The sequence below is a fragment of the Streptomyces griseoloalbus genome, assembly GCA_014650015.1.
Classification (GTDB): domain Bacteria; phylum Actinomycetota; class Actinomycetes; order Streptomycetales; family Streptomycetaceae; genus Streptomyces; species Streptomyces griseoloalbus.
This window is the reverse complement of the sequence record BMUD01000004.1, coordinates 359,023-372,194: the sequence shown is the minus strand read 5'-3', so window position 1 is coordinate 372,194 and position 13,172 is coordinate 359,023. Positions and strand designations below refer to the sequence as shown.

Below are 13,172 nucleotides of genomic sequence, written 5' to 3'. Positions count from 1 at the left end.
CCCTCAGCCCCTCAGCCGGCTGCGCAGCCACTCCTCCACCGCGCCCACGTGCGTGGCCGCCGCCGCCCGCGCCGCCTCCGGGTCGCGGGCGGCCAGGGCGCGGTGGATCGCGGCGTGCTCGCACCGGGTGCGGGCGAAGGCGCCCTCCTCCTGATAGCCGCGCCAGACCCGGGCCCGGAAGGTGCGCGAGGACAGGCCCTCCAGGATCGCGGCCATCGTCTCGTTGTCGGCGGCGGCCGCGATCTCCCGGTGGAAGGCGAGGTCGTGGGCGAGGATCTCCTCCGGATCGTCGGTGGCGTCCATCGCCGCCAGATGCTTCTCGACCTTCGCCAGCCCGTCCGGTGTGATCCGCGCGGCGGCCAGCGCGGTCGCCGTCGACTCCAGGACGCGGCGCACCTCCAGCAGCTCGACCAGCCGCTGTCCCCGGGACAGATCGGCCACCACCCCGAACGTCTCCAGCAGGTCCCCGGCCTCCAGCCGGGTGACGTAGATGCCCGAACCGTGCCGGGCCTCCAGCACGCCCAGCACCGTGAGCGCGCGGATCGCCTCCCGCATCGAACTGCGGGAGATGCCGAGCCGGACGGCGAGATCCCGTTCGGTGGGCAGCCGCTCGCCGGGCTCCAGTTCGCCCTCGCGGATCATCGCCGTGATCCGCTCGATGGCGCGCTGCGTCACCGTGCCCTTCTGCGGGGCCGTCTCCTCCACGCCACTCCTCCACTCATGCGGTGCGCCGCAGTCTAACGACGGAAGTGGTCCGACCACTCCGGAGAAAAAGCGGGGAAAACCGCGTCCGGAGGGTGTTCCGTCCGCCAAGAGGTCTGATAAATATGCCGTCGTCTGCTCGCATCCCACACCAGGAGCCGCCCTGTGCCCGGCACGAAACGCAGCTCGACCAGCGTGTGGCGGGCCCGGTCGTCGCCCCGCTCGTGATCGCCCGCGTCACCACGGGCCGCGCCCGGGACCGAGACGCCGCGTTCGTCCCCGTCACCCACCGAAAGGCCCTCCGTGCCCCCGAAACCCGTCCGCATCACGGCCGTCGACACGTACGACGTCCGGTTCCCGACCTCGCGCGAACTCGACGGCTCGGACGCGATGAATCCCGACCCCGACTACTCGGCGGCCTATGTCGTCCTGCGCACCGACGCCGCCGACGGACACGAGGGGCACGGCTTCGCGTTCACCATCGGGCGGGGCAACGACGTCCAGGTCGCCGCGATCGAGGCGCTCCGCGGTCACCTGGTCGGACGGTCCGCCGACGCGCTGTGCGCCGACCCCTCCGCCTTGAACCGGGACCTGATCGGCGACAGCCAGCTGCGCTGGCTCGGACCCGAGAAGGGCGTGATGCACATGGCGATCGGGGCCGTCGTCAACGCCGTCTGGGACCTGGCCGCCAAGCGCGCGGACAAGCCGCTGTGGCGGCTGCTCGCCGAGGCCGACCCCGCCTGGCTGGTGCGGCAGATCGACTTCCGCTACCTCACCGACGCCCTCACCCCCGAGGAGGCCCTGACCCTGCTGCGCCGCGGCCGGGAAGGCGCCGAGCGGCGCACCGCCCTGCTGCTGGAGCGCGGCTACCCGGCGTACACCACCTCGCCCGGCTGGCTCGGCTACGACGACGAGAAACTGACCCGGCTCGCCGCCCGCGCGGTCGCCGACGGCTTCCGGCAGATCAAGCTCAAGGTCGGCGCCGACCTCGACGACGACATCCGGCGCTGCCGGGTCGCCCGCGCCGCCGTCGGACCGGACGTGCGCGTGGCGATCGACGCCAACCAGCGCTGGGACGTGGACGAGGCGATCCGCTGGACCAAGGCGCTCGCCGAGTTCGATCCGTACTGGATCGAGGAACCCACCAGCCCCGACGACATCCTCGGCCACGCGGCCGTCCGCCGGGCCGTCGCCCCGGTCAAGGTCGCCACCGGCGAACACGTACAGAACAGGATCGTCTTCAAACAGCTCCTCCAGGCCGGCGCCCTCGACATCGTCCAGATCGACGCGGCCCGCGTCGGCGGCGTCCCCGAAAACCTGGCCATTCTGCTGCTGGCCGCCAAGTTCGGCGTTCCGGTGTGCCCGCACGCCGGCGGGGTCGGTCTGTGCGAACTCGTCCAGCACCTGTCGATGTTCGACTTCGTGGCGCTCTCCACCACCACCGAGGACCGGGTCATCGAGTACGTCGACCATCTGCACGACCACTTCCTCGACCCGGTGGTGATCCGGGAGGGCCACTACACGGCACCCCTCGCGCCGGGCTTCTCCGCCGCCATGCGGCCGGAGTCCCTGGCGCGCTACACCTATCCCGACGGCACCTTCTGGGCCGCCGACGGGGACACGGAGAAGAAGGAGCAGGCGGTATGAGCGACTTCGAGGGCCTGACGGCCCTGGTGACCGGCGGTGCCTCCGGCATCGGCCGGGCCACCGCGGACCTCCTCGCGGAGCGCGGCGCCAAGGTGGCCGTCCTCGATCTCGACCCCTCGCCGGTCGACAAGCCCCTCACCGGCCACCTCGCCGACGTCACCGACGACGTCTCGGTGCGCGCGGCGGTCGCCGCCGCCGTCCACGAGCTGGGCGGCCTCGACGTCCTGGTCAACAACGCCGGCATCGGCGCCCAGGGCACCGTGGAGACCAACTCCGACGAGGAGTGGCACCGCGTCTTCGACGTCAACGTCCTCGGCATGGTCCGCACCGCCCGCGCCTGCCTGCCGCATCTGCGCGCCTCCGCGCACGCGGCGATCGTCAACACCTGCTCCATCGCCGCCACCGCGGGCCTGCCGCAGCGCGCCCTGTACAGCGCCACCAAGGGCGCGGTGTACTCCCTCACCCTCGCCATGGCCGCCGACCACGTCCGCGAGGGCATCCGCGTCAACTGCGTCAACCCGGGCACGGTCGACACCCCCTGGGTCGGCCGGCTGCTCGACGCGGCCGACGACCCGGCCGCCGAACGTGCCGCCCTGGAGGCTCGCCAGCCCACCGGCCGCCTGGTCTCGCCCGCCGAGGTCGCGGGCGCCATCGCCTACCTGGCGAGCCCGCTGTCCGGCGCCACCACCGGCACCGCCCTCGCGGTCGACGGCGGCATGCAGGGACTGCGGCCGCGCCCGGCGGGCCGGTGAACCGGCACCGGCTCGGCCGCAGCGGCGTCGAGGTCACCGGCCTGGCCTTCGGCGCCGCCGGCCTCGGCAACCTGTACAGGGAGGTCGGCGAGGAGGAGGCGCGGGAGGCGGTGCGGGCCGCCTGGCAGCGCGGCATCCGCTCCTTCGACACCGCCCCGCACTACGGCCTCGGCCTGGCCGAACGCCGCCTCGGCGCGGCCCTGCGCGAGCACCCGCGCGACCAGTACACCGTGTCCACCAAGGTGGGCCGCCGCCTCGAACCCACCGGCGCCGGCGGCGACGACCTCGCCAACGGCTTCGCCGTCCCCGCCACCCACCGTCGCGTCTGGGACTTCGGCGCCGACGGCGTACGGCGCACCCTGGAGGCGAGCCTGGAACGCCTCGGTCTGGACCGCGTCGACGTCGTCTACCTCCACGACCCCGACGACCACGCCGACCAGGCCTTCAACGAGGCGTACCCGGCCCTGGAAAGGCTCCGCTCGGAGGGCGTGGTCGGGGCGATCGGCGCCGGCATGAACCAGTCCGCGATGCTCACCCGCTTCGTCCGCGACACCGACGTCGACGTCGTCCTGTGCGCCGGCCGCCACACCCTGCTCGACCAGAGCGCCCTGACCGACCTGCTGCCCGCCGCCCTGGATAACGGCACATCCGTCGTCGTCGGCGGCGCCTTCAACTCCGGTCTGCTCGCGGATCCGCGACCTGGCGCGACGTACGACTACGGCCGGGCGCCCGCCGAGATGCTGGACCGCGCCCTGCGGATGAAGGACGCCGCCGAGCGCCACGGCACCACCCTGCGCGCCGCCGCCCTGGCCTTCTGCGCCGCCCACCCGGCGGTCGCGAGCGTGCTGGTCGGCGCCCGCTCGGCGGCCGAGGTCCACGACTGCGCCGACCAGTTCGCCGCCCCGGTGCCCGCCGCCCTCTGGCAGGAGCTGCGCGACACCGGCCTGCTCCCGCCCGACGTCCCCGTCCCCGCCGAGGAGCCATCATGAGAGTCGCCCCGCACACCGGGGTCCGCCCCGACGTGATCTCCGCGTACGAGGCCGCCCACCGCGAGGTCCCCGAGGAGCTCACCGCCGCGATCCGCGCCGCCGGTGCCACCTCGTGGACCCTCCACCGCAGCGGCCCGGACCTTCTCCACGTGCAGGACTGCGCCCGGCTGCCCGCCGCCCTGGAGCGGCTGCCGGTCGACGTCGCCCGGCGGTCGCGGATGGCCGGGCTCCTGGACGCCGTCCACGACTGCTCGGGCCCGGGCGCCGACGCGGGCCCGCCCGTCGTGGGGGAGCGGCCGTGACCGTCGACGCGCACCACCATGTCTGGGACCTGTCCGTCCGCGACCAGGACTGGATCACCGGACCCGGGCTGGCGCCCCTGCGACGGGACTTCACCCTGGCCGACCTCGCACCCGAGGCGCGCGCCGCCGGTGTCGACCGCACCGTCCTGGTGCAGACGGTCACGGTTCCCGGGGAGACCCCCGAACTGCTCGCTCTCGCGGAGACGCACCCCCTGGTCGCGGGCGTCGTCGGCTGGACCGACCTCACCCGACCCGACCTCGCCGACGAGTTGGCCCGGCTGCGGGAACTGCCCGGTGGACGGCATCTGAAGGGCGTCCGCCACCAGGTCCAGAGCGAAGCCGACCCCCGCTGGCTGCTGCGACCGGACGTGCGGCGCGGACTGGCCGCCGTGGCCGACGCGGGGCTGGTGTACGACCTGGTCGTACTGCCGCACCAGCTCCCGGCGTGCGCCGGGGCGGCCGCCGCACTGCCCGGCCTCACCTTCGTCCTCGACCACGCGGGCAAACCCCCCGTCGCCTCGGGCACGCTCGAACCCTGGGCGTCCTGCGTCCGTGCCCTGGCCGCACGGCCCAACACGGTGTGCAAACTGTCCGGACTGGTCACCGAGGCCGACCCGGCCTCCTGGGGTGTCGACGACCTGCGCCCGTACGCCGACGTCGTGCTGGACGCCTTCGGGCCCGAACGGCTGATGTTCGGCTCGGACTGGCCGGTGTGCACCCTGGCGGCCGCGTACGGCGACGTCCTGGCCACCGCGCGGGAGCTGACCCGCAGCCTCGACGACGACGAACGCCAACAGCTGTTCGAGGCCACCGCCACCCGCGTCTACGACCTCTGAGCCTCCTCCGCCAGCCGGGTCGGCGGCAGGAACTCCCGCACATACGTCCGCTCCCAGCACGCGCCCGTCTCCCGCAGCTCCCGCCAGGTCGTGTAGCGGTAGCGGAACAGACGGGCGCGGATGTGGCGGGGCGGCGCGTCCGCGGGGAACGGGGAGCGGCGCAGCAGCTTCAGCGTGTCGCGGTCGTTCTCCAGCAGCCGCTCCACCAGTGCGCCGAACCACGGCCCGGCGTACGCCGGCGACAGCGCCGCGAACCACATCAGCCAGTCGAGCCGCAGATGGTACGGCGCGAACTGGCGCGGCCAGCGCCGCGGATCACCCGGCTTGCCCTTGAACTCGTACTCCCGCCAGTCGGAGTCCTTCCGGGGTACCTCGTCCGCGGTGCCCTCCACGACCACCTCGTACCGGATCCGGCTGACGCTGCCGAACGCGCCGTAGGTGTTCACCAGGTGCAGTGGGTCGAAGGAGCGGTTCATCACCTGGCGGCGGGAGAGCATGTTGCGGACCGGCCGGAAGGAGAGGCCGAGCAGCAGCGCGGACACCGCCAGGACGACCACCACGTACCACAGCGGCGCGTCGGGCACCGTGGGCGGATCGGCCGGGAACCGGACCGCCGACAGGGCCAGCACGATCGTGATCCAGTTCAGCCACGCGAAGTTGCCGGAGAGCACCAGCCACAGCTGGGTGACGATCATCAGCGAGGCGGCGGCCGTGGCGACCGGTCGCGGGGTGAACAGCAGGAACGGCACCACGAGCTGGGTGACGTGGTTCGCGGCCACCTCGACCCGGTGCAGCGGCTTCGGCAGATGGTGGAAGTACCAGCTCAGCGGACCCGGCATGGGCTGTGTCTCGTGATGGTGGTCCAGGCAGGTCAGTTTCCGCCAGCACTCGTCGCCGCGCATCTTGATCAGCCCCGCGCCGAACTCCACCCGGAACAGGATCCACCGCAGCAGGAACAGCACCACGATCGGCGGGCCCACCTCGTCGTTGCCGAGGAACACGGCGAGGAAGCCGACCTCCAGCAGCAGCGACTCCCAGCCGAACGCGTACCAGGTCTGTCCGACGTTGACGATCGACAGGTACAGCGCCCACGGCACCAGCCACAGCAGCATGCCGCCCCACAGCGGGAGCAGCGAGTCCAGCCCCGCCAGCAGCGCCGCCGACACCGCGCAGCCCGCCCAGGCGCAACCCGCGAAGAAGCGGTCCGAGTAGTACACGTGGAACAGGCTCGGCGACCGGCGCGGCGGCACCCGCTCCACGAAGCGCGGCACCGGCAGCATGCCGCGCTCCCCGATCAGCGCACGGAACTGCAGCGCCGCCGTCAGGAACGCGAACAGGTACAGCCCGGCCAGCGCCCGCTGGAAGACCAGCCGGCTCAGCCAGTAGTCCGGCGCGGTGAACCACTCCACGGCCGTTCGCTCCCTCCTCCGGCGTCCCGCCGAACCCGCGTGACTCTCCGTCTACCACCGGGCGGCCCGTGCAACCCACGGGGAGCAGGGGCACAACAGGGTGCAGCGGTCGAGGAATCGCGTGAATCCTGGCATGGTGAAGCCATGGCTGATCGGGGAGCGAGCCCCCTGTCACTCCCGGACGACTGGCCGGACCACCCGGATCCGATCCTGGCGCTCAACCGCATGGGCAGTTTCGACTGGGACCTGGACGCCGGGGTGATGCAGATGGACGCCCAGGCGCACGAGATCTTCGACGTGCGCCCCGACGAGTACGACGACCACCCGGAGAGCCTGGGCAGCCGGATCCCGCCCGGCGAGGCCCGCCGCATGGACGCCGCCGTGTCCCAGGCGCTGAAGGCCGGCGAGGAGAACTACGGCGGCTACTTCCGCATCCGCCGCCGCGACGGCTCCCTGCGCTGGACCCACACCCAGGGCTACATCCGCCGCGACGACACCGGACGGCCCCGCCGCATCATCGGCATCATCCGGGACGCCACCCGGGAACTCGGCGACAGCGAGGCCAGACGCGAGCAGGCCGCCCAGGCGGACGCCCGCCGCCGGCAGACCAACGTCGTCCAGCTCACCACCGCCGCCCTCGCCCACGCCCGCACCGTGCGGGACGTCATCGACGTCCTCAAGGACACCCACGGCCTCACCCATCTGGGCGCCACCAGCCTCGTCATGGGGTTGGTCGAGGCCGACCGGATCCGGCTCATCGCCGAGGGACCCGCGGGCAGCTTCGTACCGGGCACCGATGTCACCCGGATCGACGAGCCGTACCCGATGAGCGACGCGGTGCGCACCCTCAGCCCGTGCTTCATCGAGTCCCCGGAGGAGTTCGCCGAGCGCTATCCGCGGCTGTGGCAGGGCATCACCGGGCTGAGGATCACCTCGGCGGCCTATCTGCCGCTCATCGTCCAGGCCCGCCCCATCGGCGCCATGGGGCTGCTCTACAGCGACCGGCGCGGCTTCTCCGCCGAGGAGCGCAACGTCCTGGTCGCCCTGGGCAGCAGCATCTCCCAGAGCCTGCAGCGCGCGATGTTCTACGAGCAGGAGATGGACCTCGCCCAGGGTCTGCAGCAGGCCATGCTGCCGCGCACCATCCCCAGCGTGCCCGGCGCCGACCTCGCCGTGCGCTACCGTGCCGCCACCATCGGCGGCTCCGTCGGCCGGGACATCGGCGGGGACTGGTACGACCTGATCCCGCTGCCCGGTGGCAGGGTCGGCGCCGTCATCGGCGACGTCCAGGGTCACGACACGCACGCCGCCGCCGTCATGGGCCAGCTGCGCATCGTGCTGCGCGCCTATGCCGCCGAGGGCCACCCGCCCGCCACCGTGATGGCCCGTGCCTCCGTGTTCCTGCACGAACTCGACACCGACCGCTCGGCGACCTGCCTCTACGCGGAGGCCGACCTGTCCACCGGCGTGCTCCAGGCGGTCCGGGCCGGCCACATCGACCCGCTGGTGCGGCGCCCCGACGGCTCCTGCCACCGGGTCCGCGTGCCCGGCGGACTGCCGCTCGGGCTGTCCGCGGACTTCGGGCGGCTCGACTACCCGGTCGGCACGATGGAGCTGGACCCCGGCGACACCCTGCTGCTGTGCACCGACGGCCTGGTCGAGCAGCCCGGCGCCGATCTCGACGAGGGCATGGAGACCCTGTCCGCGCTGATCACCGCCGGCCCCGACGACGTGCGCGACCTCGCCGACCGGCTCATCGACGTGGCCGAGGAACGCGGCTGCGACGACGACGTGGCGCTGCTCGTGCTGCGCCGCCGCGTCTCGGACGGCCCGCGGCCGGGCGGCCGGCTCAAGCGGCACGTGCCGCCCGGTGACCCCGAGGCGCTCTCCGAGACCCGGCGTCTGATCCGTACGGCGGCCGCCGGCTGGGGCGCGGCGGACCGGGCCGAGGAGATCGAGCTGGTCGCCGACGAGATGATCACCAACGTCCTGATGCACACCGAGGGCTCCGCGGTCGTCACCCTCCGGGTCACCACCGGCAGTGAGCGGCGCGTGCGCGTGGAGGTCGAGGACTCCTCCAGCGCCCTGCCGCGCCGCCGTGAGGCGGGGGAGTCGGGCGTCTCCGGCCGGGGCCTGCTGCTGGTCGAGATGCTCACGGACGTGTGGGGCGTGGAGGCGCGGGGCGGCGGCAAGTGCGTATGGAGCGAGTTCGTGGTGGCGAAGGGGGCCGACACGTCCTGACCACATCGGTCCCCGGTGGCACTCTGGACGTATGCCGGAACTCCCCGAGGTCGAGGCGCTCAAGGACTTCCTCTCCGAGCACCTGGCCGGCCACGAGATCGTCCGGGTGCTGCCCGTGGCGATCAGCGTCCTGAAGACCTACGACCCGCCGCTCACGGCCGTCGAGGGCCGGGAGGTCACCGCCGTGCACCGGTACGGCAAGTTCCTCTGCCTGGAGACGGACGGCGGACCGTACTTCGTCACCCATCTGGCCCGCGCGGGCTGGCTGCACTGGAAGGACCGGCTCCCCGGCGGCCCGCCCCGCCCCGGCAAGGGCCCGCTCGCCCTGCGCGTCGCTCTGGAGACCGGTGCGGGCTTCGATCTGACCGAGGTCGGCACCCAGAAGCGGCTCGCGGTGTACATCGTGGCCGACCCCGGGGAGGTGCCGGGTGTCGCCCGGCTGGGCCCGGACCCGCTGGCCGACGACTTCGACGAGCGGCGCCTGGCGGACCTGCTGTCCGGGGAACGCCGGCAGCTCAAGGGGGCGCTGCGGGACCAGAGCCTGATCGCGGGCGTCGGGAACGCCTACAGTGACGAGATCCTGCACGCGGCCCGCATGTCCCCCTTCAAACTGGCCTCCTCCCTCACCCCCGAGGAGACCACCCGGCTGCACCAGGCCCTGCGCACCACGCTCACCGAGGCCGTGGAACGCTCCCGCGGGGTCGCGGCCGGACGGCTGAAGGCCGAGAAGAAGAGCGGCCTGAGGGTGCACGGGCGCACCGGCGAGGCCTGCCCGGTGTGCGGGGACACCATCCGCGAGGTCTCCTTCAGCGACTCCTCGCTGCACTACTGCCCGACCTGCCAGACCGGTGGGAAACCCCTCGCCGACCGCCGGCTGTCCCGCCTGCTGAAGTGACCCCCGGCCGCTGCCGGTTCACCGTGGCTCCAGCGTCACCAGGTGCTCGCCGTCCCCCGCCCGCACCTCGTAGCGGACGATCTCCTCGGGATGCAGGGCGGATCCGCCCAGCATCGTGTGGGGGCGGGCGTCGTGACGGGGCACGCCCCAGGTGGTCACCGTCTCCTCGGAGCCGTCACGGCCGACCACCACCAGGTGGCAGGCGCGCGGACCCGCGCCGTCCTTGACCTTCAGCTCCACATGGCTGCCCCACGCCCGGTCCTCGGTGGTCACCTGCGCCCACACCCCGGACCGCTCGTCGGTCGCCGCGATACTCACGGCCCTCCCGCCGCCGTCCTCCGCCACCAGCGCGATCGCCGGCGCGGACACCGCGAACACCACCGAGGCGGCCAGCGCCAGCAGCAGCCGGTGACGGCTCGCACGGTCGCGGGCGGCCACCTGCGACAGCAGCCGGTCCAGCATCCTCGGACCGGGCTCGGCCAGCGGGTGCACCAGCCGCGGGGTGGAACTGCGGTACAGCATCAACTGCCGTGTCGCAGGACCGAATTCGGTCACCTGGGCAGCGCAGCGAGGGCACTCCATGAGGTGGTCCTCGAAGCGGAACGCGTCCGCCTCGTCCAGCACGCCGAGCGCGTAGGCGCCGACGTCGCGATGCCTCTCCAGGGACCTCATGCCGCATCCTCGTGCCGTTGGGTGTGGGTGGGGTTACTCCTTGCTCCCACCGGTACGCACCAGACAGCCGAATCACTCAAGCCACGTGCCGAATCGTGACAGGAGGATTCGGAGCCTCCGGCCCGCGGATTGGCCGACGTCTCGAGGAAGCTAGAAAAGATGGATGGCGAGGTGGCCGAGCGGCAGCCCGAGCTGCCAGGCCGGTGTCCACACCTTGGGTCCCTCGTCCTCACCGGCCACCGCACCGCCGCCCGGCACCGCGTTCAGATCGGGCGCGAGCAGTTCCGTCTCCCGCAGCCAGCGCCACGCCTCGCGGGCCAGCCCCAGGTCCGGATCCGGCGCGGTCCGGCCGGACGCGGTGGCGTCCGCGGCCAGCTCGGCCAGGCGTCCCTGCACCCACTCCTGCCACGGCTGGTCGTACGCGGTCAGCGACAGCCAGGTGTCCAGCTGGGTGACCACCCGGATGCCGGACAGCTCGCCGTCGGTGTCGGACAGGAAGACGGTCAGCGCCAGCGCGTCCCGGCCGGCCCGGAACTCGAAGGACGTCGGCGGCATGAGATCGCCGCTGCGCAGCAGTTCGTCGGCGATGTACTCGGCGTACAACCAGGCCATGGGGACGGTCAGTTCACCGTCGCCGGTGCCGTCCGTGCTCTCTCGACCTCTGTGCAGCATCCCTTCCTGCCTTCCTCCGGTGCGTGCGCGTCGCCCGAACCCGGCCCCCCGGTCCGGAACACGGATGAGGACAGCCGATTACTGATCCGGGGTCATCGGCAAGGCGCTTTACGGAGGTTTGACTCGACCGTCGGTTTCACCGCATGTCGGAGGCGTATCCGGGAAGCACCCGGCGCAGGGCGCGCAGCGCGTAGTACGCGCGGGACTTCACGGTACCGGGCGGGATTCCGAGGGCCGTCGCCGCTTCCGCCACACTCGCCCCCTGGAAGTACACGAGCACCAGGACGTCACGGTGCTCCGGCGTGAGTGTCTTCACGGCCTCGCGGACATCGAGCATCGCCGCGGCCCGCTCGGCGTGGTCGGAGATCACCCGCGCGTTCTCCAGCTGGGCGTCCCCGACCTCGGCGGGCCGCGCCTGCCGCGCCCGTCGCGCGTCGATCGCGAGCCGCCGTCCCACGGTGAGCAGCCAGGGCCGTACGGAATCGAAGCGCTCGGCGCGCAGGGCCTCGGGATGCTGCCAGGCGCGCACCAGCGTCTCCTGGACGAGATCCTCCGCGCGCTGCCGGTCTCCGTCGCAGAGCCGGAGCAGCAGCGCGAAGAGGGGCCGGCCGTGCTCGCGTTGCAGTGCGGCGAGCTCGTGCTCGGCGGTCGTCCCGTTCGTGAGTGTCATTCCGGCCGTCATGGCCGTATGCCAGCGCACGACGTCACCCGTGGACAGGGCGCGCACAGGAGCGTGCGGCGGACGGTCGATCGCGTCGACGAACGGTTCGACGAACGGTCGAGGCGGCCGTTCGCGCACACCGGACGGCCTAAAGAGCGTGTCGGAACAGCGACGAGCGGGACGGGGATTCTTACCTGTTGATCCATAAATACGACTACAGCGGAGTGGAGCGATGATCACACGCAGTCGGCAGGTGGCCCTGGCCCTGACCGTCGTCCTCGCCGCGGGCGCCGCCTGCCAGGCCCGTGACCAGCGACCGCCGGAACCGGGGCGCCCGGCCCCCTCCGCCACCGGGCACCGCGGCTTCACCCTGGTCGCCTCGGGCGATGTGCTGCCCCACAGCTCGATCATCGAACGCGCCCGCTACGACGCGGGCGGCACCGGTTACGACTTCCGGCCGATGCTCTCCGGCGTCCGCTCCGTCGTCGCCCCCGCCGATGTGGCGCTGTGCCACATGGAGACCGTGTACGGAGCGGGCGGTGACTACACCGGCTACCCCCTCTTCCAGTCCCCGCCCGAGGTCGCCCGCGGCCTCGCCGACACCGGCTACGACGGCTGCTCCACCGCCTCCCACCACACCCTGGACGACGGCGGCGAGGGCATCCGCCGCACCCTGGATGCCCTCGACCACGCGGGCGTGCGCCACGCAGGCTCGGCGCGCACCGAGCGGGAGGCCCGTACGGTGACCGTGCTGCGCGCGGGCCCGGCGCGGGTCGCCCACCTCGCCCACACCGACGGCATCAACGACCACCAGCTGCCGCCGGACCGGCCCTGGGCCGTCGACCTGATCGACGAGGCGCGGATCGTCGCCGACGCGCGGGCCGCCCGCGAGGCCGGAGCCGATGTCGTCGTCGTATCGCTGCACTGGGGCACCGAATGGCAGGAGGCCCCCGACGAGCGGCAGATCGCGCTGGCCCGCTCGCTCACCGCGTCGCACACCGGGAGCCGCCCCGACATCGACCTGATCCTCGGCACTCACGCCCACGTCCCGCAGGCCTACGAGAAGGTCAACGGCACCTGGGTGGTCTACGGCATGGGCGACCAGATCGCCGGCGAGATGACCAACCACGAGGGCGTCCAGGACCCGCGCGGCAACCAGTCCACCCTGGGCCGCTTCACCTTCTCCCCGCCGTCGCGCCCCGGCGGGCGCTGGGAGGTGACCCGGGCCGAGTTCGTCCCGCAGCTCTTCGACGTGGACGCCGGGCGGGCGGTCAACCTCAACCAGGCGCTCGCCCGGGGTGCCGAGGTGCGGGCCGTGCGCGACCGCATCCGGGACGTGGTGCTGAGCCGGGGCGCGGCGCAGGACGGTCTCGTCATGGGGGAGTGAGGTGCCG

Annotated in this window: 13 protein-coding genes; 8 read left to right on the top strand and 5 right to left on the bottom strand. The window is 72.9% G+C overall.

Annotated features, from left to right (window positions below; translation table 11 throughout):
• Positions 1-3 precede the first annotated feature (3 nt).
• Positions 4-705: a FadR/GntR family transcriptional regulator gene (locus tag IE178_RS08840; protein ID WP_193511847.1), complete on the bottom strand. Its 702-nt coding sequence runs from the start codon at positions 703-705 to the stop codon at positions 4-6.
• A 300-nt stretch (positions 706-1,005) separates the two neighbouring features.
• Here IE178_RS08840 and IE178_RS08835 point away from each other — a divergent pair, with 300 nt between their 5' ends.
• From IE178_RS08835 to IE178_RS08815, 5 genes are read left to right on the top strand one after another with little or no spacing between them, the layout of a single operon-like run.
• Entirely contained in the window at positions 1,006-2,349 is a 1,344-nt protein-coding gene (locus tag IE178_RS08835; protein WP_184762538.1) for an enolase C-terminal domain-like protein, read from the top strand.
• Positions 2,346-3,101 carry an SDR family NAD(P)-dependent oxidoreductase gene (locus IE178_RS08830; protein ID WP_193511846.1) on the top strand — a complete coding sequence of 252 codons (756 nt, stop codon included), beginning with the start codon at positions 2,346-2,348 and terminating at the stop codon, positions 3,099-3,101. Before IE178_RS08835 ends, IE178_RS08830 begins: the two co-directional genes overlap by 4 nt.
• The gene (locus tag IE178_RS08825) at positions 3,098-4,090 is read left to right on the top strand and encodes an aldo/keto reductase (protein WP_184762540.1); all 993 of its coding nucleotides are present in this window, start codon (positions 3,098-3,100) and stop codon (positions 4,088-4,090) included. The genes IE178_RS08830 and IE178_RS08825 overlap by 4 nt, the downstream gene beginning before the upstream one ends.
• Positions 4,087-4,392: an L-rhamnose mutarotase gene (locus IE178_RS08820; RefSeq protein ID WP_193511845.1), complete on the top strand. Its 306-nt coding sequence runs from the start codon at positions 4,087-4,089 to the stop codon at positions 4,390-4,392. The genes IE178_RS08825 and IE178_RS08820 overlap by 4 nt, the downstream gene beginning before the upstream one ends.
• Positions 4,389-5,228 (top strand): amidohydrolase family protein, encoded by an 840-nt coding sequence (locus IE178_RS08815; protein ID WP_193511844.1) that lies wholly within the window; start codon positions 4,389-4,391, stop codon positions 5,226-5,228. Before IE178_RS08820 ends, IE178_RS08815 begins: the two co-directional genes overlap by 4 nt.
• Here IE178_RS08815 and IE178_RS08810 read toward each other — a convergent pair.
• The gene (locus IE178_RS08810; protein ID WP_193511843.1) at positions 5,216-6,637 is read right to left on the bottom strand and encodes a lipase maturation factor family protein; all 1,422 of its coding nucleotides are present in this window, start codon (positions 6,635-6,637) and stop codon (positions 5,216-5,218) included. The two genes, IE178_RS08815 and IE178_RS08810, sit on opposite strands and share 13 nt — an antisense overlap.
• 144 nt (positions 6,638-6,781) lie before the next feature.
• Here IE178_RS08810 and IE178_RS08805 point away from each other — a divergent pair, with 144 nt between their 5' ends.
• Together IE178_RS08805 and IE178_RS08800 are read left to right on the top strand one after the other, a co-directional pair.
• The gene (locus tag IE178_RS08805; protein WP_193511842.1) at positions 6,782-8,878 is read left to right on the top strand and encodes a SpoIIE family protein phosphatase; all 2,097 of its coding nucleotides are present in this window, start codon (positions 6,782-6,784) and stop codon (positions 8,876-8,878) included.
• 31 nt (positions 8,879-8,909) lie between these two features.
• The gene (locus IE178_RS08800) at positions 8,910-9,773 is read left to right on the top strand and encodes an Fpg/Nei family DNA glycosylase (RefSeq protein WP_193511841.1); all 864 of its coding nucleotides are present in this window, start codon (positions 8,910-8,912) and stop codon (positions 9,771-9,773) included.
• Positions 9,774-9,791: 18 nt separating this feature from the next.
• On the opposite strand, the gene IE178_RS08795 is transcribed toward IE178_RS08800, so the two are convergent.
• From IE178_RS08795 to IE178_RS08785, 3 genes are all read right to left on the bottom strand, one after another.
• On the bottom strand, positions 9,792-10,445 hold the full coding sequence (locus tag IE178_RS08795) for a zf-HC2 domain-containing protein (RefSeq protein ID WP_193511840.1): 654 nt from the start codon (positions 10,443-10,445) through the stop codon (positions 9,792-9,794).
• A gap of 150 nt (positions 10,446-10,595) precedes the next feature.
• Positions 10,596-11,117, bottom strand: coding sequence for a hypothetical protein (locus IE178_RS08790; protein WP_184762547.1), 522 nt, complete (start codon positions 11,115-11,117; stop codon positions 10,596-10,598).
• Between the two features lie 136 nt (positions 11,118-11,253).
• Positions 11,254-11,799 (bottom strand): sigma-70 family RNA polymerase sigma factor, encoded by a 546-nt coding sequence (locus IE178_RS08785; protein ID WP_193511877.1) that lies wholly within the window; start codon positions 11,797-11,799, stop codon positions 11,254-11,256.
• Between the two features lie 211 nt (positions 11,800-12,010).
• Here IE178_RS08785 and IE178_RS08780 point away from each other — a divergent pair, with 211 nt between their 5' ends.
• Entirely contained in the window at positions 12,011-13,165 is a 1,155-nt protein-coding gene (locus IE178_RS08780) for a CapA family protein (RefSeq protein WP_193511839.1), read from the top strand.
• Positions 13,166-13,172 lie beyond the last annotated feature (7 nt).

What these genes read in the sequence shown, in the direction of transcription:
- IE178_RS08830 (WP_193511846.1), top strand. Translation starts at nt 2,346, where the DNA reads ATGAGCGACTTCGAGGGCCTGACGGCCCTGGTGACCGGCGGTGCCTCC.
- IE178_RS08820 (WP_193511845.1), top strand. Translation starts at nt 4,087, where the DNA reads ATGAGAGTCGCCCCGCACACCGGGGTCCGCCCCGACGTGATCTCCGCG.
- IE178_RS08805 (WP_193511842.1), top strand. Translation starts at nt 6,782, where the DNA reads ATGGCTGATCGGGGAGCGAGCCCCCTGTCACTCCCGGACGACTGGCCG.
- IE178_RS08800 (WP_193511841.1), top strand. Translation starts at nt 8,910, where the DNA reads ATGCCGGAACTCCCCGAGGTCGAGGCGCTCAAGGACTTCCTCTCCGAG.
- IE178_RS08795 (WP_193511840.1), bottom strand. Translation starts at nt 10,445, where the DNA reads ATGAGGTCCCTGGAGAGGCATCGCGACGTCGGCGCCTACGCGCTCGGC.
- IE178_RS08790 (WP_184762547.1), bottom strand. Translation starts at nt 11,117, where the DNA reads ATGCTGCACAGAGGTCGAGAGAGCACGGACGGCACCGGCGACGGTGAA.
- IE178_RS08785 (WP_193511877.1), bottom strand. Translation starts at nt 11,799, where the DNA reads ATGACGGCCGGAATGACACTCACGAACGGGACGACCGCCGAGCACGAG.
- IE178_RS08780 (WP_193511839.1), top strand. Translation starts at nt 12,011, where the DNA reads ATGATCACACGCAGTCGGCAGGTGGCCCTGGCCCTGACCGTCGTCCTC.